Genomic DNA, 24,076 nt, shown 5'->3' on the forward strand with positions numbered 1-24,076 from the left:
TTAAATTTTATTTTTTGGTGCCACCAATTTTTTCATTAGTAATACTGAACCGAATTTGATTCCAGTTTTCAACACCTATCATCGTTTTATATTTATTATAAACTTCATCTTCTTTTTCTGTTCCATAGGCTTGATAAACCTTCCAAACCGGTTTTACACCTCCGGGGTTTTCTTGATCATCAGGAAAGCGCCTTAACCCAAGGCGCAACCCTCCCTCATTCCTATTGTCCTGCCAATTGTGGTATTGAAATGCATCTATACCGTCTAATTTTTTTATCTTCTTCATGGCATAGGCCATTCCGGCGGCTTGCTCATTCAAATCTTGTTCGCTGTACGATGGTGAGTTGGTACCGTTTTCAGACAGGTAAACCAGTCGTTTCACTTTTCCTTTATACAATACGCTGGGCTGTTTTACCCAGGCATCTAAAACTTCTATATTTTTAAAGGTAATTAGTGGGGTATCATAATCGAAGCTTACCTTCTCATCCAACCATGTTTTTGGTTCTCGCAAAGATTCTGGATAAGGGTGGTGCGCAATGCCCCACTCAAAATCCCCTTCTTTTTCTGAAAAGAGAAGAAGTTGCTCAAGTAATGCTTTAGAATGATAAAACTGCGAATTGGAAGTCCAGTTCCAATAATGGGTCAAAGAGATAAAGACTTTTGAATTTGGATTATACTTTCTGGCAATGTTATAAGACAAACGCATCGATTTATGGTAGAGACTCATGAAAACCAAAGCCGTTTTTTCGCCGGCATTGGTCCAAACCCAACCGGCATCAACTTCATTATGAATTATCCAATGGTGAATTCGTCCATATTTTTTATCGAGTCTGGTATATCGTTTTGCCAAAAAATCGAGTATTGCAGAATAATACTGAATGCCTTCCGGTGAGGTTACATTTGGCATGGCATATATGCCTGCTGGATCTGTGTCGGGGTGTTGAAGAATGTTACCAATAACTTTATCTGGAGACTGAGATGCTTTTGCTACCAGTAAAATAGCTGAAACTTCAATATTTCTTTTTGAAGTAGAGCGCAAGGTTTTATCGTACTTTTCTATTTCCTTTTTATTAATATAATAGGTTTTCCCTAAATAGCTATGAGATATATTATCTATTGAAGGTGCAGACCTAAACAATCCATTAATTAAAATATTTACGGTTGCACTGGCAATGCCCAAACTATCTAAATCTGAAATTGGTGCCTCTCTATTAGCACTATACCCGCCAAGTCCTTTTTTAGATGCCAGCTTCGGAAACTCGTAATTATATTTTGGCACTACCGAATCGCTATAACGGGCATGGGAAACACCTTTGAAACCATTAGCTTGTTTTTCTACTATCATCCATTTTGAAAGCAGGCGATCTTGTTGGAATCCATGACGCTGAACATAACGATCAAGATTCATTGTAAAATTTTCATCGTTACCTCTTATTGCTATTAAATTTTTAAATTGCTTTAGTTCAGTGCCGTTTAGATATATCGGGATTTCGGCTAGGTATAAATTACTATTTCTTGAAACAGTTCCACTTATCGTAATCTTATCATCCGTTACCAAAACATTGGAAACCCTATTACTATAATTTTTATTTAAGTAAGCCTGTAAATTCTTTTCAAGAATGAGTTCCTGTTGTTTTTTCTTTTTTTTATTTACCTGGATTTCCAATTCTCTTTTTGTCATTTCCCTCAGCAGAATATTCTTTATCTGAAGATTTACCCCTGGCTTCGTTCCAAAATCTAACCGCAGAAATTGACCAGTTTTACCCCAGTTTTCTGTATATTCGCTAAGGTCTATCCTAAAGTCAACCCAACCCTCGGTACTGCCAACATCACCTACCATAACGCTCTTAATTTGCTTTCCTAAAGGGTAAAAATAAACCTGTATGTGGTCTAACCCAGAGGGACAGAAATAGCTAAAGGACAATTGATTTTTCTTACCGTTTAAATCTTCTTTCAAGGGCTTTAAAAAAACATATGGATCGGTTCCTTTCGTTCTAATGGCATACCCTCTGCTTTCTAGATTTTGAATTTCAACTTCATTACCGTTTCTGGCATCAATATCCAAAAGTGTTACATTTTTTTGAGAAAAAACTGACGCTGAAAATAACAAAAAAAAGAAAGTATATTTGAACATAAATTATTTAGGCTTTCAAAGAATTGTAAATCTACGCTGTATTACCCAAAAAACTATCCTGTAGAATGAGGTAGTGTTAAAGTTTTTCATAGACTTTTTGTTGCAAGTCAGATGGTAAAGTCCTCACAGATTAGTAGGCCTTTTTGTTGAAAATAAATACTTTTATTTGATATTAAACAAAACACCTAAAACAAAAAAAACTGATAATCAAAAGATTAACAGTTTTTGTTTTTTCCTATTATTAGGTTCGATGGGGTAACACTATGTTCCTAATTCCGCTCTACTTTTTTTTAATACAATAGTATAAAGCGATTTTTTTAAATTGACGAAAACCTAAAGTTCTCTTTTAATATCTATATCATAGGTAAAATAATCTGTATGATAATATACTTTATTGAATTCTACAGGCCGCTCTCCAACATCCAAGACCAATCGCTCACGCTCTAAAACCGCATGATTATCATAAATACCTAATGCATTGGAAATTTTCTGATTTGCTGTTATGGCTTTTAATTTTTCTTTGGATGTAGATACAATTATATCGTGCTCAATTTCCAACAATTCATAAAGTGGCTTTTTAAAATTTTCTTTTCCAGAAATGCCAACTCTTGGGTGAAAATAAGAAATAGAATATAAAAATTTTCCTTTTTTAGACCCTCTAATTTTTTCCAATTTCCATAAATCTTTTTCTTCTGAAACTCCCAGAGCTTTATATACTTCTGGAGTGGCTTTGACTAACTCAATAGACATATGATAATCTACCACTTCTATACCCTTACTCCGCATTTCGTTGGTAAAACTTATCCAGTTATCTAGGCGGGTAGATATTTTTTTTGCGACTACTTTGGTTCCTACGCCTTTTTTACGCTCTATCAATCCCTCGAACACCAACTGGTTAATTGCCTGCCTAATGGTGTTTCTTGAAACCCCTAATTTTTTCGATAACGCTACTTCTTTAGGCAAAAGTTTATCCCCTTTTATATATTCTTCTTCTTGTATTAAACCCCTTAAATAATTTTCAATTTGCACATACAAGGGTATTGGGCTCGATTGATTGAGTTTAAAGTCCATAGATTACATTTTATTATTACCAAATATATAACAAAAAATCTGCCCAAAATGGAATACATAAATTGTGATTAGAATTTGCTCTATTGGTTAGTTAGTGCTCATTGGGTAATGACGGCATTTTAAAAATGCCCCAATCTTTATTTGGTTTATCTCCCATTTCCAATTCTAATTTCCCGCCTTTCAGTAATTCACTTGCCGGAAACCAAAAGTTATTAAGTGCTCTCCCGTTTAGGGTTGCTTTTTGTACGTATTTGTTATTGAATGATGCATTCTTCGCTTCAATTACAAAAGATTCTCCCCGTCCATTATAAGCATCTAAGTGTATTTCTGTTTTTTTGAAAATTGGGCTGCCTATTTCATAAATAGGATCTACACGAACTCCTCCATCGGTTTGAAAAAGACCTAAAGACGCCATGATAAACCATGCACTCATTTGCCCCTGATCTTCATCGCCTAAATAAGCGTTAGACACTCCAAAACCGTAATACCTATTAATAATATCTCTGCTCCATTTTTGCGTTAACCAAGGTTTTTTAACCCAATTAAACAGGAATGAAAAATGCATAGATTGTTGATTTCCTTGAGTGACCGGAAAATCCCAATACAGTTCGTTAGGGGCATTATACCGCCAAGGGCTGCTAGTATTAAAACCATCATCCAAACGTTTTGCTAATTCTTCCTCACCAACAATAGCCGCCAATGCAGGAATATCTTGTGGAACAAAAAAGGTTAACTGCCACGCATTCCCTTCAACAAACTGAAAATTGCCTGCCGTTTTAATAGGATCGAAATCTGGAAACCATTCGCCATTGGAATGCCTTAAATGCGCATATCCGGTATTTGGGTTAATGGCATTTTTCCACCAATACCCGCGATTTATAAACTCATTATATGCTTTCTCCTTTCCTAAGGATTTTGCCAATTGAGACACTGCAAAATCATCAAATGAGTATTCAAGGGTGTTTGAAAACCGCCCTTTATTGTATGGAACATAGCTGTATTTAAGGTAAGGCTCTAAATCTCTATTGCCTGCGTATCCATTACCAACCTTTTGTCCTTTTGTTGTTTGCATTTTATAAACAGCCTCAAAAGCTTTTTCTGCATCTATATTGCCAACACCCATTTGGTAAGCACCTACTATAAGCGGAATTTCGTGTTCTGCCACCATAACTGGAATATACTCCATTCCAGCGGGCCCTTTTGCTAACCAACCATTGGCATCGTACATGGCTAATTGTGAGTTTACCCATTTTGACGACCATTCTGGTGTTACCAAATTCCAAAATTGATTTAAGTTCCAAAACGTATTCCAAAAAGCATCACACCCTAGGGCAACTCCGTTAGGGTCTTTTATTTTTTGAACTTGCTCTTCTGCATCCATCCAACTGCCGTCAACATCACTAAAAATGTTCCTGCTCACTAAAGCACGGTACATATTAGAATAAAATCTTGTTTTCTCTAACCTATTATTTGAGGTTATTACAACCCTATTCAATAAATTATTCCAAGTATTTTTCTGGTGCGCTCTTACACTGTTAAAATCCCAACCAAAAGGCTTGGTTATTTCTTCGTTTAAATTTAATTCGGCGTTATGAATACTAACATAAGATAAAGCGGTTCTGGATTGTACTACTTGGTTTTTATCAGTATTAAATTCTACAAAAGCAACAATATCTTCGGGGTTGTTTACTTTTAATTCTTGCGTATTTATTATAGTGGCATCATCTTTTCCTTCTTTATCTCCATCTACCCAAATACCAAAATCTTTAATTGGGCTATCAAACTCCATTACAAAATGTACAGTATATTCTTGTGCAATCGCGTCCCATTCTTTTGGTTCATCTCCGTTTTCTATGTAATGTTTTCGGTAATGACCTTCACCCCAAACGGAAGGTGAAATTTGTTTGCTATAACCAACTATTTTGTAATCATTTACCTTTTTAAAATAAGCCTCTTCTATATTATATTTATATTCTGAAGGTATTTGCAGGTCTACAAGAATTCTAGAATTTAATTTATTTTTAGGATAGGTGTACCGCTGAAAACTAGCCCTAGTTGTAGCTGTAAGTTCTGCTTTTATATTATAATCGCTTAGAAACACAGAATAATATCCCAACGGTGCTTGTTCTGTACTTTTATCAATACGTGAACGATACCCTGAATCTGGATTATCTGGACTTCCTATTTTTGTAATTAAAGGTCCGTTTGTTGGAAAAGTACCTAAACCTGCCATGGTCCATTCATGAATATGGCTAAAAGTGCTTACGCTTTCGTATGACGGTTGGTAGCCTGCCTGCCAACCAGTACTCTGGTTGTCTGGACTTATTTTCACCATACTAAAAGGCATCCAAGGCCCCGGAGCTATCATCCATCTAGAATGCCCTGTACCTATTTTTGTATCTACATAATCTGCGAATGTATTTAATGGTTGAGGTGTTCTTTTTATGGTACCTTGTTGAATTATTTTACCATTTAACAAAACGGAATAATAACTGACTTTCGAAAGACTTACAGCAGGCATGGGTGCTTCATAAATATTTCTACCATGCTCTATTGTTTCTTTAAAAATGGTTTGATTATCTAATTTTACTTGCAGAAGTGGTGTTCCTGAAAGGTGCTGAACATCAATTAATAAGGGCTGAACCCTATTACTATTAACTTCCAGTTCATAATTTGCTGCTTCAACATTTCGTAAAAATGCATTTTTAGGCTTCACTAGCTCTACACGTTCAGGCCCCTCTAATCGAACTTGATCAAAAACCAACCAACTCCCCTCTAAAGTGGTTAATTGCACCTTATTGCCCCCTAGTTTAATTAATTCATTAGGAACTGGAATGCTTAATATTTGTTCTTTAGTGCCTTTATTAGAACCTTTTAAGGCTTCGGTATTCTGCCCTTTATCTAATTTGAATTGCCATGGCTTACCATTAATATTTACCTTGAACAATGGAGGTGTTTCAGGATTACAGTCAAGCACGTCTACAACCAATTTCCAAACGCCTTTTTCTGGCTTTTTATTTACACCGAAAAGAATATTGATTTCATGAGGTCTTATACCGGCCAATCCCGATGTACCTCCCCAATAATCTGTTGCTCCGGGTAAAACAAAAGGGAAGTCTGTTTTTTGATTGGAAAAACCAATTAAATAAAAACGGTCTTCCCATCCAAAATCATGCTCTAAAAACTTAGTATACTCAGAATTTGCAAGCGCAAATTCTGAGCTACTGTTATCTGATTTTCCTATTTGCCATATTATTGATTGTTGTGCATTTAAAAATGTACAACACCCCAAAAAAAGCACTAAATATTTAAATTTTAAATTTTTCAATTGCCTGTTTTATTTTAACATGCTTCATCCTTAACAAAGGAAATAATCACTTTTGCCAAACCATTTCCTTTGTTTTCTAAACGATATTTATTGGTTGCTGCTGATACCGCAAATGTTTCAGCGTAATAAAACGTTTGCTGTTGTTGTGGCACGCTTAGCTCTACAGCAGTACCTTCTACAAGCATAAGAATATGACATTGGTTGTTTGTTTCTATAACCACCTCATCTTCAAATTCGTACCTATAAATATCATAAAAATGGTCTGGATGTGTTGGTAAATGAATTTTTTGCCAACCTTCTCCTTGTGCTTCAACCGTGGGTTTGGAAATTAAAGTATCTTGCACCACCGTTCCTTTGCGGTTAAAGTTTAAGTTTTGAAAAGCTCTTTCTATATTTAAAGGTCTTGGATTTCCTTCTAAATCTAAACGTTGCCAGTCATACATTTTAAAGGTGTATATATAGGGCGTTGCACTAATTTCTAACACCATATTGTTAATACCAGAGCAGTGTACCGTACCATGAGGAATTAAAAACAAATCATGCTTTTTTGCAGGCATTTTTTGCACGTACTTTTCAACATCCAACTCTTGCTTGGTTTGGTAACTATTTTCAAGGGCTGCTTTGAATTCTTCTGGTTTAATATCGTCTTGAAAACCTAAGTAAACTTGCGCGTCATTTTCTGCGTCTAAAATATAATAGGTTTCATCTTGGGTAAAATTTTCACCAAATTCAGCTTTTATATATTCTGGTTTTGGGTGACATTGTACAGAAAGGTTTCCGCCGTCATAAGTATCTAAAAAATCGAAACGGATTGGGAATTCATACTTAAAACGATTTGCAGCCTTACCCAATACGTTTTTATGCTCTAGAAACATCAACATATCGAAAGACACTTCTAACCACCCATTTTGGTCTCCAAATATTAAACCATTTTCGGGAACAATCATTTCAAAGGACCAAGCGTAATTAGGCACATTAGGATTTAGCCCATCAATATGTTCTTTTATCCAATTACCTCCCCAAACTCCCGGCTCAAACCATGGTCTTACTCTAAAAAAGTTTTGAGAAATATTAGTTAAACTTTTCCTTAAAGCTTCACCTTCTGTCCAGGTTGGTTCACCTGGACGCTGTTGGTCTAATATTATATCGAATTTTGGAAGTAATTTCTTTTTTTCATGATTTAAAACAACCCAATCTACAAAGTAAAAGTGTTTGTACATTTGTTTGTGCGGTTTTACCTTTGACAACCCCAGGTTTGTTATAGCGTTTGCCCGCATTCTGTACTGTAATTCGTTTTTAGGCAAATCTACGTACACTGTGCAGCCTTTAACATTAGAAAGTGCTGCACCGGTGCCATATACTATTTGTATATCTGTATTGTTTTCAAGTTTTACATTAGCCAACTTTTCTTTCTCAAAATAATCCAGAAGTTTTAAATCGGTTATTTTTCCAAAAACAGGGTCATCACCATTTAAATATGGTGCTACCATGGCTTCAATATCATTTTCAGATTTTAAACAATCTTGTACATTGAAGGCGCTTACCGTAAAACCGTTGTCTTTAAAACTTGTTTTTAGACTACTAATTACCTCGTTCCAATCTACGCCTACATACCCATCTATAATTATTGTTTTTTCTGTTTTTAATCTATTCGCTAGACTTTTATATCCTAGTGCTATTTCACCTTCAACCAACTTGTGTATAGGGTTAATATTATAAGTATCTGTGTTTGGCACTTCGCTAACTACAGGTAACAAATTTTGACTCGTTTCTCTATTCATCTTTTAATATTTGAGGTTAACTTCTTTCTTATTGAAGTTCTTTACTATTGTTTATTTATATTCACAGGAGGAGGGGTTTGCAAGCCCCATTTTTTATTGGGAGTGTTACCTAACCATATTTCTAACTCTCCACCAGCAGCAAAATCATCATGATAAAACCAAAAGTTATTTAGCTCTTTTCCGTTTAATTTTGCTTTTTGTATGTAGCAATTTTCAGCAGAATTATTGTATGTTTTAATAACAAACTCTTTTCCTTCATAATACTTATTATCAAGTTTTATAGTGACTTTATCAAAAACAGGGGCCGTAATTTCATAGAAAGGCTTTTGAGATTCTGTTCCTATAATATTAAATAACCCTATTGACATTAGTGCGCTAACGCCTCCCATTTGCCCTTGGTCCTCGTCATGGCCTCCCCAACCTAAATCTGGGGTAATACCTCCATAAGCTTTTTCATTTACTTGTCTTACCCAATATTGAGTAAGCCATGGAGCATTGGCGTAGCTGAATACATGCGCATTAGAACACCCAGGTTGGTTAGCATAACTTACATAGCCTTTACTGTAGCTGTAAACAAAATCGCTATCTTTTCCTTTATCGAAGGCAAAGTTTAATTTGTCCCATAACACTTCATCACCGCCCATTAATTTCGTAAGTCCTGGAATATCATGAGACACCCCCCAAGTTGCTTGCCACGCATTAGCCTCTACATAACCCCAACCTCGCAGTGGGTCGTTATGCGTAAAATTCCCTTTATGGTCTACAGGAAACAGTAGTTTATGCTCTTCGTTAAAACACTTTTTCCAAGATTCAGACCTTTTAATAAAGTAGTTATAATCCTCTGTTTTGCCTAATTTATAAGCCATTTGAGCTGCTCCCCAATCTTGAAATGCTGCTTCTATATTAATACCTGCATTATTGGGCCACCATCCATTTTCAACATAAAATTTTAGGTCGTGTTTAAAGAACTCGCCTCCTCCCATCATACCCCCGGGCATATGGTTTTTCTTAATTTGCGCAAAAGCATTTTCAGGATCGGTTTTAGTAAGTATGTCTTTCATGTAAGCACTTACTATAAGATTTGTTGACGGGCACCCAGTCATGATAAATGAATATCCTCCACCAGAAGGCCCTCGCGGTAATAACCCGCCATTATTTGAATAGGCCACCATTGAAGAAGCCATGTCGTCTTGAATTTCTGGCCAAGCTAAACCCCACAGCACATTCAAGTTCCATTGGGTTAACCAAAAAGCATCAGAATTGTACATATTATGTTTTACCTTACCGCTGGTATCTACACCTGGATTTTTAACTTTGAAAATAGCATCTGTTGTAAACCCATCGGTTAAGTTTCCTGAGTTTACCATTTTGCCTGTTGTACGGTCTGGATAATCTCCGTTTACATCATTAATCCGGTGACGCCCAAGCAATACATGCCATAAATCTGTATAGAATTTTATACGTTGTGCTACGGTACCTCCTTCAACTTTTATATTGCTCATCCAATCGTTCCATTGGTTTCTGCTATCCTGTGCTACACTATCAAAATCCCAAGTGGTGCATTCTGCCTTTAAATTATTTCGCGCATTTTCAATACTGGTATATGAAATGGCTATTTTTAACTGCACCTCATCTCCTGCTTTAGATTTATACTTCATGGACACCCCTCCATTATCACCTTTTAAAGTTGAAATATCTGTAAAGTTTTTGTCTTCATTCCAACCATCAAACGATTTCCATTTTTCATCAACCTGAACAACAAAATAAATTTTAACATCTTTAGGCCCCACATTATAAGCTCTATCTACAGAACTAATTGAGCCTTCAAATTCTTTATTATTAATTTTAGTAACATTGGCATTGGCCATTCTACTGTTACCTAATAAACCGCCAAGCGACAACAGCAATTGCGACTCAACATCTTCTGTCCATTTAAATCGGTAAAAGCTAACACGATCGGTAGAAGTTTGCTCTACCCACACTTTACTATCTGGCAGGAACACACGGTGGTAGCCTGGTTGTACAATTTCATCGTCGTGTTTAAAAGATGATTTCCAAGCCTGTTCGCCTTTGGTTGGATTTACAGAAGCTAAGGTTGGCATTAGGTTTAGCCCTGAAAGTGTCCAGGCGTGAATTTGAGGGAATCCTAATATGCTATCGGATTTATGAGCGTAACCACCACCACTATTATTCCAATTAATGGTCATTGGTGCGGCACTAATTACACCATAGGGGCGAGAACCTGTTGCGAATAAAAAAAAACGTCCTCTGTTGGTTTCTATATAGGGGTCTACCCACTCTACTGGGGTAGTGTATTGATTAGGGGATGTATAAACCTCAATTTCTGAAAGTCCTGATTTTTCACCTACGGATTCTTCAATTATAAAACGTACATTTTGTGTACTTTTTTCCTCAAACTCAACCGCTATAGCACTTCCATCGCTTGGCAAATCTACATTAATAGTACTACCATCACTAAACAACAATTTACCTTTTATTACTCTGGCAGTTGGGTCTGGATGATTATAAACAACTACTTTATTAATTAATTGGGTACGTTCCCAAGCAAGCTCAACCCATGCTTGTTTAGATTTCGCCATCCAATTACCCTGATTCTTTATTGCTATAATGCCATCATTAATTTTTGAGCTATTATTTTTTTTGTTTAGAGAGGATGAAGCATTGACTTTTGCTTTTGAGGCAATGCTTAAAGACTTGGCATACAGTGATTGACCACTCCATACCATTAACACAAAAAACAAGATACCAAACTTGAAGTTTTTCATTTTTTTTCTAAAGAGTTTAAATGTTAATTATTTTATTAGGCAGTACTTATAATTTAACGTGTAGCAACAAAACAAACTTATATGTGCATACATATGAACAAATATATAATTTATTTTGATACTTTACCTCTTTTTGGTGTTTTTTAACTCTTTAAAGACATTTAGAAACTTAAAATTTAAGGATACTAAAGACTATATATCTTAGAAAAATGAAGACTTGCTTAAAGTGAAATACTATTTAATTCCTTTAACTAATATTTACCCATTTCAAAAATTAGTTCTCCGCCACTAATAATTTCATTGTGATTAATATAATTTCTGTCAATTTTTTTTCCGTTTAGCATTATAGATTTAACCACAAAATTTTTATCTGTTAAATTGTTGGCTTTAATCGTAAACATCTTATTATTTGGCAATCTAATTGTAGCTTCCTCCACTTGCGGCGCACCTAAAACATACTCCCCTCCAGTAGGGTTTACGGGATAGAACCCTAAGACCGAAAACATGTACCATGCAGACATTTGTCCACAATCATCATTACCCATGAGACCATCTGGCTTGGTATAATAATACTCGTCTACCAATGTTTTTATTATTTTATCTGTTTTTTCTGGAGCATTGGTATATTTATATAAATAAGGCAAGTGATGACAAGGTTCATTTCCATGCCAATATTGCCCATATGTACCATGAATGTTCCATACTAAAGTTTTCACTTCTGGTTTAGATTTTGAAAAAAACAATTGGTCTAGTTTTTTTTCAAAGGCCTGTTTACCTCCCATAAGTTGTTGTAAACCGGGAATATCATGAAGCACATGAAACTGATAATGAAATGCATTTCCCTCGGTAAAATCTGCCCCCTCTAACCACTCACCCACTACCTCAGTATTATCTACCTGCTTTTTAAAAACGCCATTGGCATTTTTACCGCGCATAAATCCGCTTTCTTTATCATACACATTTTTGTAATACCCAGCTCTATTGTAAAGAAAGCTAGCCTCTTTTTGTTTACCGAGTTTATCGGCAAGTAATGCCGCTGCATAATCATCATATATGCCTTCTAGCAATCTGGATACTGTTTCTCTTCCATCGTCAATTGAAGAGAGCTTAACATCAAAGGGTATATATCCAAATGAATCTATTAACTGTACATGGTTTCGATAATGAGGTTTAGTAACAGAAGTCCAAACAGCATCAAAAATGTCATCATCTGTATAATGATTGGGTTTTATGCCTTTTAAATACGCATCTACAATTACTGGTACCGCATGATTACCTACCATAGTATGAGTTTCTTTACCCCATAGTTGCCATCTTGGAAGATATTTATTAGCCTCTTTAGGATTTAGAGAATCGGTTGCCATATGCGCATAACTATCTAACATTGATGTATTAATATCACTAACCAAATCTGGACTTAAAATAGTGTACATTGGGTTTGCGGCCCTAAATGTATCCCATAATGATAACGTTGAGTAATATTTACCATTGGAAGCCTTTTTTACTCCTGCGCTGGCGCTTTGGTAGCTGCCATCTACATCGGCTATGTTGTTGGGTTGTATATATAAATGGTATAGAGATGTGTAGAAAGCTTGTTTTTTTTGGTTAATTCCTTTAATGTTAATGCGCTTTAATACATCATTCCATTTTTGGTTGGTATTCTGCCTAACAGTATCAAAACTATTCCATGAAGAAATTTCGGTTTCTAAATTCTTTTTTGCTTCTTCAATTCCAACGGTGGAAACACCTATTAAAACTTCTAAGACTTGGCTGTTACCCATCTCAAAATCAATAAAATACCTAGGCGCTTTTTCTTTTTTATTATTTGGAGCAGGCAACTCTTTCTTGCTTACAACAGGTTTATTAAATTTTATTACATAGTATAAATCTCTGGCAGTCCACTCTCGAGCTTTTCTATAACCTGACAACATATATTCGTTCTCAAACTGTTGGGATGCTTCCAATATATTTGAGGATATGGTGTTAATATCCCAAGACACACCATACTGTAAATCAATGAGTAGTTTGGCTTCCTTAGGGTTCTGAAAAGTATATTTATGATAAGCCACATGTTCTGTAGCAGTTAGCTCTACATTAACATCAAAATCGTCTAAAAAGACTTTATAATATCCAGGTTGGGCTATTTCTGTTTCTTTTCTATATGTTGATTTAAAGTTAAAGCGCGATGCACTATCAATTGTATCTGTATTAAGTGGAAGCAATAAAATATCTGACATTGATGGACAACCAACCCCATTTAAATGTGTTTGGGTAAAACCTATCAACCAAGGATCGTTGTATTGATAGCCTGCAACGTGGTCCATTTCATAACCCTTATAATAGGTATTGTAAGATTCTGGGCTTGGTTGGACCATTCCATGTGGGGTTGTTGCCCCAGGAAATGTGTGGCCTTCATTTTGAGTGCCTATAAAAGGGTTTACGTATTGCGTATAATCTGTGTCTTTAGTTTCATTTTGACACGAAAACAATCCGATAGCAATTAAAACAAAAAAGCCTTTTTTTAAGAGTAAACTTAAGTACGTTTTTCTCTCTAAATTTTTAACGTTGTAACAGTTAATTGCTTTTCCCATAATGTTATACACTATTATTTGAATTATATTAAAACATCATTGTTTACCTATACAATACGGTGTCATAGGGGTTTAAAATTGTTGCGTAAATATTTTAAACTCTATTAAATTGTACTATTCTTATTTTAAACTTCGGATAGTTGCCCCTAAAACATCTAAACCTATAGATTGACACACACCGAATTTGTTCTTTTCTTTCATCTTATCCAAATTCCATTGATATACATCATCTGCCAATCCCCAAAGTTGTCTAAATTGTTCAATATATAATTTATCATTCTCAACGGTTGTAAACTCTGGTTTAAATTGATTGGTTGCAATGTCTCTTGTATTCCAAATGGCTTCAAAAGTCTTTGAAATATTGTCCGTCATATCAATATTCAAGTGTTTTTTAATCTCATCTTGCGCCAAATAGCGTACCATAATGCCTCTTCCAGCGAGATAGTCTCTACCGTGTTCAGGTCCGAAACTGGAATAACAAGGCGCTTCTCTTATGATACCATCTACATCGGCAATTAATCCATTTTGAATGCCTTTAGCTAGTTTTTTTATTAAGTTATTGATTTTTGATTTGAAGGTACCGCTATCAAAATCGGGATTAATTTTTGTTCTTTTTAAATAAGCATCTAAGTCATCGGTAATAGCCAACATATCTGTTAAAGAAGCCACCAGCATACCTTGGTCTCCCGACCATATCCAGCCCTCTGCCCATGGTGGATGAATTTTTTTAATATAAGTTGAACCCTCAATAAAAGCCATAGGTCGCTCTTGAACCAAAACACCTTCTGTGTTTAATTTCTTGAGATACTCGTAATCCTTTAAATTAAACCACTCATCAAACCACAACCACTGCTTGTAAGCCATATCTAAATACTTATCTCTATTGTCAATATCTTCTTCTGAAAGACAACGATAAATACGAGACGAAAGCAAAAAGAGCAACACATTGGTTACGGTATTCTTTACGCCTTTACTTTCTCCGTTGGCATCTCCATTTCTGCATCCATGTAAAACAGGGAAGCCTTCATCGGAATTATCATAGGCTGTTTTTTTCTTGTATTCCCAACATAAATCAGTTGATAATTTTAAATAAGCATTCGCTAATTCTATATTTCCAATTTTAAGCAAATGTTTTCTAGCATTTAAGGCCATGAGTCCCCACCATCCAAAATCATCGGCCCATAACTTGCCAGGGGCATAGCTATGGAAAAACTCTAAATTTTCCTTTAACATATCCTCCACCTCCTTTTGAATTTCAATAATTCCTCCATCGTCTGGCCACTGATTTTGCAATGCATCAACAAAAACCAAACAAGCGTCGAAAGTATTACCACGTTTCCAGAAATCCTTAAAGTTCCATACCGCCTTAAACCTATTAAAGGCTGAGACCGCTTGATTTTTCAAGACCTTTTCTGATGAAGAACTAGACTTACAATTGGACAAGGCCATCAATGGAGGTAAGCTAAACAAAGAAACCCCTAACAAGCTTGTATTTTTAACAAATGTTCTTCTTTTCATAGCATTGAAATTATGTTAGTACCCATTTACATGGTCTTCAGTAATTCATTAAAGCAAACTTAAAAGGATTGAACGTCTATTTCTTCTTACCAACCACCTCGTGTTAGAGTATTTTAAATTACACTTTAGAATGCATCGATTCAATTAACTTCAAAGAAGCTTTCATAAAGCCCATAGCATAAGCCATACCCGCATACCACGGGCCATCGCAACTCATTTGAGGCGTATGGTCTGGAATTAAAACACCTTCGAAATTATTTCTCTTCAAAATTTCTAATATTTTGAACATATCGATATCCCCTTCGTCAACAAATACTTCGTGATAATTTGGCACTTTGCCAACTACATTCCTGAAATGAATATAGGCTATCTTGTTTTGTTTGCTGTATTGGTCTGTGGCTTCATACACATTGCCCTCGGTCATTTCAGAAATAGTGCCTAAACAGAATTCCAAGTTATTGTGATTACTTGGCTTCATATCAATTAAACGCTGGTACATATCGGGCTGATATACTAATCGTGGTGTGTTTCTAACATATGGCATTGGTGGGTCGTCTGGGTGAGCCGCCATCTTTACACCTGCCTCCTCGGCTACTGGTATCACATGGTCTAGAAAGTATTGTAAGCGCTCCCAAAGTATGGCATGCGACACTCTTTCTACAGTCCCTGCTGGTGCGTTATCATCATAGACCATATTCCAAACCATGCCGTTTGGAATAGGTGTTTCATCCACGTTACCTTCCATTCCCACGGAAACTGCGCCACCACGAGCAAAAGGTTTTTCAACCCTACTGGAAACCCCTGCCAAAGAAAAATTATAGCCAAAGACTGGAATACCTGCTTTACCTACAATTCGTATTTGTTCCTTTACCAGTTCTATTTGTGCCTCCTTTTTAGGACCGTCTAAAAGTATATCGTGCCATATGGAGGGGTCAAAATTCTCAATGGCATACCACTCTAGTCCATGACTATTAATTTCTGCTTTAATCTTTAAAAGTTCCTCTAAAGACCATAATTCTCCATTGCCTGCTTTTCCCCAGCCTTTGTTCCCCCCTATGGGTTGGTTGGCGTTAGATTTACTATTATCTGCATTCCCAAAATAATCTACCATGTGTACTACCACATGTGTCGCTCCACATTGCTTTGCAAACTTATAATGCTGGTCGTTCAGCATGTGCCGGTATAATCCGAATCCTAATTTCATTTCACTAATTTTTTATGTTTTGTTTAAAAATGATTGGACCTCCAAATCGGAATATCCACAATATTGTTTTAATATTTCTTCGGCATGTTGGTTGAGTAAGGGTGCCGGTTTTTCAATTTTTTGTGGTGTGTCGCTAAACTTCACGGGAAACCCTGTAGTTTTTATAGTACCCACTTTTGGATGTTCGTACTCCAAAATCATATCATTATGTTGTATCTGTGGGTCTTCCACCATTTCTTTAAAACTATTAACTTGCGAACACCAAATATCTTCTGCTAATAATAATGTTAACCATTCGCTGGTGGTTTTGGTTTTAAACACAGTGTTAAATTCGTTTCGAATATCATCACGATTATCAATAATATTATTCGATTTATACGCCTCCGAATCGTACTTGTCCAAACCAATAACATGCGCTAGTCTTTGTACAGAATTCATCCCAATAGCAATGTAACCATCTGATGTATTGTATAAGCCATAGGGCGCACCCAACCAAGGATTTGGAATACCGCTTGCACTACGCTCTGGATTTTCCCCTTTTAACAAAAAAGCTGTTATCTCTTGAATATGAAATCCTACTGCAGAACTCAATAAATTAGCTTCGATTTTTTGTCCTTTACTGGTGACACTCCTTGAATATATCCCAGCTAAAACCGATTGCACAATAAACAAACTGGTTAGCAAATCGGCTTGACCTACTGCCGTAACCACGGGCAACCCACCTTTCTGTCCGTTTAAATAGGGAGCCCCACTTATGGACTGCGCCAATAAATCCTGCCCTGGTCTTTTTAAATATGGTCCTGAAGCTCCGTATCCCGAGCTAGAGCAATACACTAGTCCCAGATTCAGGGTTTTCATATCTTCATAACCCAGACCTAAGCGCTCCATTACACCAGGACGAAAATTTTCCAAAAGAATATCCGCCTTAGCAATTATATCTTTTGCTATTTTTTTGCCTTCGTCAGATTTTAAATCTAGTGCTATACTTTTTTTATTTCTGTTGAAACTTATAAATGAGATACTCTCTCCTTCGGGATATAAATTCCCATAGGAATAATGACGCATCCAATCGCCTTTTACAGGTTCTATTTTGATGATGTCTGCGCCCATATCTCCCAACATTTGGGTAGCCCATGGCCCTTGTGCCAACTGCGAAAAATCGGCTACTACCAATCCTTTTAATGGTCCGTGTTGCTCCATGACTATTGCTCAGACTTTGTTATAAATTTTTTAATGGCCGCCTGCGCTTCTTCATCAAGGTATAATTGCTTAACTGCAATGGCTTCTTCATTGATGCGTTTTTCAAAAGGTATTGTTGTTAAACTCATATTTGCCAAACGCTTTAATTGTGCTACAGATTTATGAGGTCTTCTTGAAAGTTTCCCTGCAAAATCCATTACTTCCGTTAAAAAATTTTCATTGGAAACTACCTGATTAACCAACCCCCAACCTTTTAAGGTATTGGCATCGTATTGCCCTCCTAGAAACAACATTTCCTTAACTCTGTTTATACCTATTTTTTGAATTAATCGTTGGGTACCACCACCGCCTGGAACTAAACTTAAAAACACTTCTGGCAGTCCCATTTTTGCAGTTTCGGATGCTACAATCATATCGCAGGCTAAGGCTATCTCGCAACCACCACCAAGGGCAAAGCCATTAACACCAGCAATCCAAGGTTTATTTGCATTTTCAATAGCATCATACAGTTCTTTACCTTTTTCTTGAAAGGCGTCAAACTCTTCAGGGGTTTGGCTTCCGTATTCCTTAATATCGGCGCCTGCCATAAATGCTCTACCATCACCAGTTATTACCGCAACATGATAGTCAGGTTGGGCGTTAATCCAATGGATACCTTCAATTATTTCATCCATCATCTCCCGATTCATGGCATTTAATTGAGCTGGCCTATTAAATTTTAATACAGCTATGGCATCGGTGTTTTCAATGGTTATGGTTTTAAATGCTTTCATAACTAAACAGATTTGTAACAGTCGTTTAACCTATTCATTATTACCTCTGAATTCGCATCTTTTAATATCCCTTCGTGAATAATATCGGCGCCCTGTTCTTGAAATGCATTCCATCCTGGATGTTGCGGACGTATATAAGCGTTTTCAATAGTCCATTTGGTATCACTAAAAAAGTTGTTGCACAACGCATTGTTGGCTTTGCTCTCCCAAGCATTTTTACTTGCGGGTTGCCCATCGTTTTTGGTAAACACACCTTTTTGAACCTCAGCACTGGCTGCATAGTTGACATACTTTGAAGCTATTTCAGGATGTTTGGTTAAGGCAGATACCGCTAGCCCCACACCTCCCATAATCGTTGATATATCTTTTTGTAATCCCGTAGGGCTATTTGTAAAATGCACTAGGTTTTTAGTATACCCTTTTCGGGAATAATTAGTGTACCCAAACAGATAAGGAGAATAAATTATACCTTCTTCATTCCCCATATTATCCAATACCTGAATGGGGTTCCAGTTTAAGGATTGGGGATGACTATGTTCTACATGAAATTTTATCTCATCTAAAGCTGAAATACCAACTTTGGAATTAATTTTATTGTTATCGATAAATCTAGAACCAAAATTTTGGGCACATAGCGTTAAAAATGTACACCAAATATCTGTTGGACAAAGTGCCCAAGTCACTGAAAACCCGGAAGGTAACTTTTTATAAAATGCTTTTAATTCCTCCTGGTTTTTAGGTAAGCTCAGTTCCAAGCTATCTATAATATCTTTTCTATAAGACGCCACTAAAGCGGCCGCATCAACTGGAGTGGCGTAAAAGTGCCCCTCGTAATTATAGATATCAAAGCATTTTCCTAAAGCCTGTTGTTTCAAGGCATCTAATGCTTCGAGGGTTATATAGTTTTCCAATTGAAGTAACAAGCCATTTTTGTGGGCTTGCCCCATGTAGGGATGGTCTATGGTTATGATATCGAAGTTTTCAATTAAATCTTCGATAGGTGTATCCCCAAATTCCTTTAGGGAACGCACTTTCCATGCGATATTGACATTTGGATTATTTTCTTGAAATGCCTTTGATGTAGCTATGAGTGGTTCATACCCTCTTGGATGGTCCCATGCTATGCCTTTTAATTCAATCATTATTAACTTAATTAAATTATAACCAGCAAATATTCACTGGCGTATTTACTTTTAATGTCGATTTTTTTTGAAGTGTACCATAGTTAGTGTTTATCTCAAACACTACTAAGCTATTGCTATCCTGATTAGCGACTACAAGCCATTTGCCTTCAGGATGGATATTAAAATCTCGTGGGGTTTTGCCATAGGTACTTTGATGCCCCACAAGGGATAACTGTTTGGATTGAGCATCAATTTTAAAAATAGCAATGGTTTCAGAACCGCGATTGGATGCGTATAAGAACTTCCCATTGGGATGCATTCGTATGGCCGCACCACCAATTGCCCCATCATGATTTTCAGGAATAAAACTTATCTTTTGAGTGCTCTTACTATCACTTTTCTTTACATCGACAACAAAAATCTCTCCTGTTAATTCCCCCAGTACATAGGCAAACTCTTGATTGTTATCCATAACCATGTGTCGTGCACCACTACCTGGCTCAATTGATATATCTAAAATTGGATTACTCTGCCATTTTTGTTCTTTTTCTTGCCATTGGTAGGCCTTCGCGGTATCTAAAGTTAAATCTACAGCAAACATCTGATTGTCGGCAAAAGGGTATATCATGTGGGCATGTGCCGCTTCCTGCCGTTCTTTATTAGGACCAACACCTATGTGCCGGATGTCTTGCGAATATGGATTAAGACTACCATCTACGTTTATGGGATAGGATAAAATATTTCCTGACACGTAACTTGCCAGTACCAATTTGTTTTCAATAATAGCTAGATGACAGGCGTAATCGCCATTGATAGGTTGGGAATTTATAAGGCGTAAACCTCCATTATTTTCAATCTTATAGGCATGTACCTTTGGTTTGAGATTTTCTTGGGTTTCCTCAACCGCATAAAGGTATTTTTTGTCATCAGAAATTACCAAGTAGCTCGGATTTCGCTGTTTCGTATAGCTTTTTTCGGTAATTTCTCCTGTTTCTAAATTAAATTCAAAACACCCAATACCTTTTCCTTCTGGATTTTCTGCCGGAGTGCCTTGCCCCGTATAGCTTCCTGTATAAAAAACACCCATACTTTGTAATATTATAGTTAGTAAAATAGCTTTCACGGCTTTGTTATTTTTTGCGCGGAGGACGCGGGTCGTACTGAATCGTGTGGTTCATATAGGCTCCATCAATATACAAATCGGCACCATTGATGTAATCTGCCATATCGCTTGCCAAAAAGGCTACGGTATTGGCTACTTCGGAAACATTACCTATTCGTCCAGATGGTATCCAATTATGAAACTTCTCTCTACCAAATTTGTTGATTTCTTCTCGGTTCATATTCGTTTCTATAGCTCCTGGCGCTACAGATACCACTCTAATGTTATCTTCTGCCAACTCTAAAGACAGACATTTTGTAAACATCTTTAATCCTGCTTTTGCAGAACAATAGTGAATCAATCCCTTTCTGGGAACCGTATCATGAATTGAGGAAATATTTATAATAACACCGCCTCCATTGTTTTCCATACGTTTTCCTGCTTCTTTAGCACATAAAAAAGGGCCTTTCAGGTTGATGCCCATTACCCTATCCCATTCGTCTTCTTCTAAATCTAAAACATGTTGAACGCTTTCGCTACCAGCATTATTTACAAGAATATCAATAGTGCCAATTTCGGTATCCATTTGACTGAACATACCCTTAACTTCGGAAGCTTTTGCCACATTGGCTTTTCCTATGCTTACCGTAACATTATACTTTGATGTTATCTCATCTGCTAACTCCTGTGCTTTATCTTTATTACTGTAATAATTGATAAATACATCAGCACCACACGCCGCCAATGCTTTACAAATTCCTGCGCCGATACCTTGACTTCCTCCTGTTACTAGGGCTTTTTTGCCTTTTAAGTTAATTTGTGTCATTGGCTTTTAATCTTTTTGGTTATTAAAACAAGCTGTTACCTTCTGTTTTAATTCAGCTATTTGAGCATCATTTAATTGAAAAAACTCAAAGTCTGATATATGTGTATCTGATTTTTCAACTATAATAATCTCACTTCCTTCTTTCATAGCTATATTATGCCACACATTGGCTGGAATATTATATGTGATGTTGGGTTTTAGTAATTCTGCTTCAAAGGTTACACTATCACCTTCAATTTCAGCACCAATTAATACGGCCTCTCCTTTTAATAGAATAAATACCTCATCGGTTAAAAAATGAACATCCAATTTTTTTATATTATCTATATGTTGCTCTGGCATATAGTTTAATTGTGCCACTTGCCAGCCCTCTCGTATTAAAAACGGATGGTACCCATTAGCTTCTACTTTGTACTGTTCTATAACGGTTGTGCTCATATTATCTTAGTCTTTTGTTTTATCTTGTTTCCAAGACATTTCTATCTCTTCTAATGTTTTGCCTTTTGTTTCTGGTACAAACTTCCATATAAACCAAATGGCTGGGAGCGTTAATGCGCCGTATAAAAAGAAAGTCCCCGACGGTTTTATAGTTTCTATAAACACAGGGTTGGTAAGTGTGATAAAAAAACCTGTAACCATTAAAGATAAACTACCAATACTTACCGCCAAACCTCTAATTTTAGTGGGGAATATTTCGCTAATAATAACCCAAACAATAGGACCATAGGAAAAGGCAAAACATGCTACATACAATAATAATGGAATAATGACCAAACTAGAGCCTATGGCGAATAAGGCTGCTACGCCAAACAATGATATGGCCGCACCTATGACGCCGATTAAAAGTAATTTTCTTCGTCCATAACGCTCAATATTCATAATAGCTACAAACGTGAAAATTGAATTTACCAATCCTACTAAAACCGCTCCTAAAAAGGAACTTTCAACACTTTTTATAGATTCGTTTAAAATATTTGGCGCAAAATACATGATGGCCGCAATACCGCTTAAATGGGAAAACATTGGCAATAGAATACCTATTAAAAATGGTCGTCTTAAATAGGGCTTTAGCAAATCTTTAAAACCTTGAGATTCTGATTTTACCACAGATTGTATCTCGTCCATTTGAGATTTAGCCATAAGCTCTCCCATGGTTTTAACCATAATGGCGTAGGCTTTATTTTCCTTACCATTTACCGCTAACCACCTTGGACTCTCTGGTACTAGGAATAACAGCACCAAGAACAATAATGCTATGGGAATTTCTGTACCAAACATACCACGCCAAATTTCTTCTACAAATAACCAGTTCCAAAACCCTCCGTTTTCTTGCGTTACAACCCCTGCCGCATCTCCTGCCGCATTTAGTACCATCCAATCTACCAAAAAGGCCAACAGAATACCTAGCGTTATTGAAAGTTGATATAGCGATACCATTTTTCCTCGCTTTTCGGGTAATGTTAATTCTGAAATGTATATAGGCGCTACAACTGACGTGATACCTACGCCTATACCGCCTATGATTCTAACCACTACTAAAAATACAAATGAGTTGTTAGATGATGCCGACATCCAATAGGCATTGTTTAAATCGCCTAAAAATTGAGGCGGCAACATAGAACCAAACGCAGAAAGCAACAAACATACTGCTGCCACTATTAAGGCTTTTTTTCTACCAAACTTGTCCGTAATACTTCCCGAAATCACACATCCCAAAATTGTGCCCAAAAGTGCCGAAGACACGACCCACCCCAACATACTTGCAGATAGGTTGTAGTGACTTTCTAAAAATGTGTTACATCCTGAAATAATAGCCGTATCGTATCCAAAAAGGAAGCCCCCAATGGTGGATACGAAACTTATGGCGTAAACATAAAATGATGTGTTGGTTTTCATAATTTATAGTTAGTTGGCGTTGGTTTGGTTTTCTCAATTACATAATTCCAAATTTGTTGTAGGCATCTACAGTACTCATCCCTTCTTCTAAAGCTTTTTTAACGAGTTGCTCTCCCCTAGCCTTTTCTATAGCTCCTGCAAACGCTTTTACTTCTACTTCTTTTGGCACTACAACTACACCATCTCTGTCACCATAAATAATGTCTCCCGGATTAATACGTGTTCCCTCTATTTCTATAGGAACCCTGTAGTCTATTACCTTACCTCTTGGGCCTTGGTCCTGTGCATAGCCTCCATAAGAAAACGTCGGGAAATTAAGATTTAAAACTTCGTTGGTATCTCTTGAATAGCCATGAAGTACAGCTCCTGCGGCCTTGAGTTTCATTGCGCGAGTACTCATTAATCCACCCCAAAGTGCATATCTGGGCGAAGAGCCCGAGCAGATGTAAACTTCATCTTCTTTTAAATCGTCTAAGGCTTCAAACATAATCCCGAATGGTTTTTTCATCATGGGGTTTTTAGTGTCTTTTACAGACTCTTCAAAGACATCGGCCTCTAAAACTGGCATTGCTCTACCTATAACCACAAAATCTGTGTTTAATGGTTTTATATTAGGCGGTAAAAATTGATGTTGATATCCTAAGGTATCTAAAATATCGCCTACCAAGGCTACAAATAATTCTGATTTGGCTATAGCAAATAGCTCTTTATCATCACTCCAAATTTTATTAGTACTGCTCAT

General features: G+C 36.5%; 16 protein-coding genes. All 16 read right to left on the bottom strand.

Annotation, left to right across the window (positions count from 1 at the left end):
- Positions 1-7: 7 nt before the first annotated feature.
- Complete coding sequence (locus ABI125_14530) at positions 8-2,065, bottom strand: DUF5722 domain-containing protein (protein XCF05920.1); 2,058 nt, start codon at positions 2,063-2,065, stop codon at positions 8-10.
- Positions 2,066-2,467: 402 nt separating this feature from the next.
- Entirely contained in the window at positions 2,468-3,205 is a 738-nt protein-coding gene (locus ABI125_14535; protein XCF05921.1) for a GntR family transcriptional regulator, read from the bottom strand.
- A gap of 91 nt (positions 3,206-3,296) precedes the next feature.
- On the bottom strand, positions 3,297-6,533 hold the full coding sequence (locus ABI125_14540; GenBank protein ID XCF05922.1) for a GH92 family glycosyl hydrolase: 3,237 nt from the start codon (positions 6,531-6,533) through the stop codon (positions 3,297-3,299).
- Between the two features lie 14 nt (positions 6,534-6,547).
- Positions 6,548-8,314 (bottom strand): class I mannose-6-phosphate isomerase, encoded by a 1,767-nt coding sequence (locus ABI125_14545; GenBank protein XCF05923.1) that lies wholly within the window; start codon positions 8,312-8,314, stop codon positions 6,548-6,550.
- Positions 8,315-8,358: 44 nt separating this feature from the next.
- Positions 8,359-11,100 carry a GH92 family glycosyl hydrolase gene (locus ABI125_14550; GenBank protein ID XCF05924.1) on the bottom strand — a complete coding sequence of 914 codons (2,742 nt, stop codon included), beginning with the start codon at positions 11,098-11,100 and terminating at the stop codon, positions 8,359-8,361.
- A gap of 251 nt (positions 11,101-11,351) precedes the next feature.
- Complete coding sequence (locus tag ABI125_14555; protein ID XCF05925.1) at positions 11,352-13,691, bottom strand: GH92 family glycosyl hydrolase; 2,340 nt, start codon at positions 13,689-13,691, stop codon at positions 11,352-11,354.
- A 120-nt stretch (positions 13,692-13,811) separates the two neighbouring features.
- A complete protein-coding gene (locus tag ABI125_14560; protein ID XCF05926.1) occupies positions 13,812-15,209 on the bottom strand; it encodes a glycoside hydrolase family 76 protein in 1,398 nt (465 codons plus the stop codon).
- 118 nt (positions 15,210-15,327) lie between these two features.
- The gene (locus tag ABI125_14565; protein ID XCF05927.1) at positions 15,328-16,413 is read right to left on the bottom strand and encodes a mannonate dehydratase; all 1,086 of its coding nucleotides are present in this window, start codon (positions 16,411-16,413) and stop codon (positions 15,328-15,330) included.
- Positions 16,414-16,425: 12 nt separating this feature from the next.
- Positions 16,426-17,613 (bottom strand): CoA transferase, encoded by a 1,188-nt coding sequence (locus ABI125_14570; GenBank protein ID XCF05928.1) that lies wholly within the window; start codon positions 17,611-17,613, stop codon positions 16,426-16,428.
- A gap of 2 nt (positions 17,614-17,615) precedes the next feature.
- Positions 17,616-18,386, bottom strand: coding sequence for an enoyl-CoA hydratase/isomerase family protein (locus ABI125_14575; protein ID XCF05929.1), 771 nt, complete (start codon positions 18,384-18,386; stop codon positions 17,616-17,618).
- A 2-nt stretch (positions 18,387-18,388) separates the two neighbouring features.
- On the bottom strand, positions 18,389-19,528 hold the full coding sequence (locus tag ABI125_14580) for an extracellular solute-binding protein (protein XCF05930.1): 1,140 nt from the start codon (positions 19,526-19,528) through the stop codon (positions 18,389-18,391).
- A 16-nt stretch (positions 19,529-19,544) separates the two neighbouring features.
- Positions 19,545-20,597: a lactonase family protein gene (locus ABI125_14585; protein XCF05931.1), complete on the bottom strand. Its 1,053-nt coding sequence runs from the start codon at positions 20,595-20,597 to the stop codon at positions 19,545-19,547.
- A gap of 43 nt (positions 20,598-20,640) precedes the next feature.
- The gene (locus ABI125_14590; protein XCF05932.1) at positions 20,641-21,438 is read right to left on the bottom strand and encodes a glucose 1-dehydrogenase; all 798 of its coding nucleotides are present in this window, start codon (positions 21,436-21,438) and stop codon (positions 20,641-20,643) included.
- 6 nt (positions 21,439-21,444) lie between these two features.
- Positions 21,445-21,876, bottom strand: a complete 432-nt coding sequence (locus ABI125_14595; GenBank protein XCF05933.1) for a hypothetical protein — start codon at positions 21,874-21,876, stop codon at positions 21,445-21,447.
- 6 nt (positions 21,877-21,882) lie between these two features.
- A complete protein-coding gene (locus ABI125_14600) occupies positions 21,883-23,334 on the bottom strand; it encodes a sugar porter family MFS transporter (GenBank protein XCF05934.1) in 1,452 nt (483 codons plus the stop codon).
- A 37-nt stretch (positions 23,335-23,371) separates the two neighbouring features.
- On the bottom strand, positions 23,372-24,076 hold the full coding sequence (locus ABI125_14605) for an RraA family protein (GenBank protein XCF05935.1): 705 nt from the start codon (positions 24,074-24,076) through the stop codon (positions 23,372-23,374).

Source organism: Tamlana crocina (assembly GCA_040429635.1).
Classification (GTDB): domain Bacteria; phylum Bacteroidota; class Bacteroidia; order Flavobacteriales; family Flavobacteriaceae; genus Flavisericum; species Flavisericum crocinum.

Bases quoted from the DNA above. Each gene is read 5' to 3' on its own strand.
- ABI125_14600 (XCF05934.1), bottom strand. From the start codon at position 23,334: ATGAAAACCAACACATCATTTTATGTTTACGCCATAAGTTTCGTATCC.
- ABI125_14580 (XCF05930.1), bottom strand. From the start codon at position 19,528: ATGATTGAATTAAAAGGCATAGCATGGGACCATCCAAGAGGGTATGAA.
- ABI125_14570 (XCF05928.1), bottom strand. From the start codon at position 17,613: ATGGAGCAACACGGACCATTAAAAGGATTGGTAGTAGCCGATTTTTCG.
- ABI125_14565 (XCF05927.1), bottom strand. From the start codon at position 16,413: ATGAAATTAGGATTCGGATTATACCGGCACATGCTGAACGACCAGCAT.
- ABI125_14535 (XCF05921.1), bottom strand. From the start codon at position 3,205: ATGGACTTTAAACTCAATCAATCGAGCCCAATACCCTTGTATGTGCAA.
- ABI125_14575 (XCF05929.1), bottom strand. From the start codon at position 18,386: ATGAAAGCATTTAAAACCATAACCATTGAAAACACCGATGCCATAGCT.
- ABI125_14560 (XCF05926.1), bottom strand. From the start codon at position 15,209: ATGAAAAGAAGAACATTTGTTAAAAATACAAGCTTGTTAGGGGTTTCT.
- ABI125_14595 (XCF05933.1), bottom strand. From the start codon at position 21,876: ATGAGCACAACCGTTATAGAACAGTACAAAGTAGAAGCTAATGGGTAC.
- ABI125_14550 (XCF05924.1), bottom strand. From the start codon at position 11,100: ATGAAAAACTTCAAGTTTGGTATCTTGTTTTTTGTGTTAATGGTATGG.
- ABI125_14545 (XCF05923.1), bottom strand. From the start codon at position 8,314: ATGAATAGAGAAACGAGTCAAAATTTGTTACCTGTAGTTAGCGAAGTG.
- ABI125_14555 (XCF05925.1), bottom strand. From the start codon at position 13,691: ATGGGAAAAGCAATTAACTGTTACAACGTTAAAAATTTAGAGAGAAAA.
- ABI125_14590 (XCF05932.1), bottom strand. From the start codon at position 21,438: ATGACACAAATTAACTTAAAAGGCAAAAAAGCCCTAGTAACAGGAGGA.
- ABI125_14605 (XCF05935.1), bottom strand. From the start codon at position 24,076: ATGAGCAGTACTAATAAAATTTGGAGTGATGATAAAGAGCTATTTGCT.
- ABI125_14585 (XCF05931.1), bottom strand. From the start codon at position 20,597: ATGGGTGTTTTTTATACAGGAAGCTATACGGGGCAAGGCACTCCGGCA.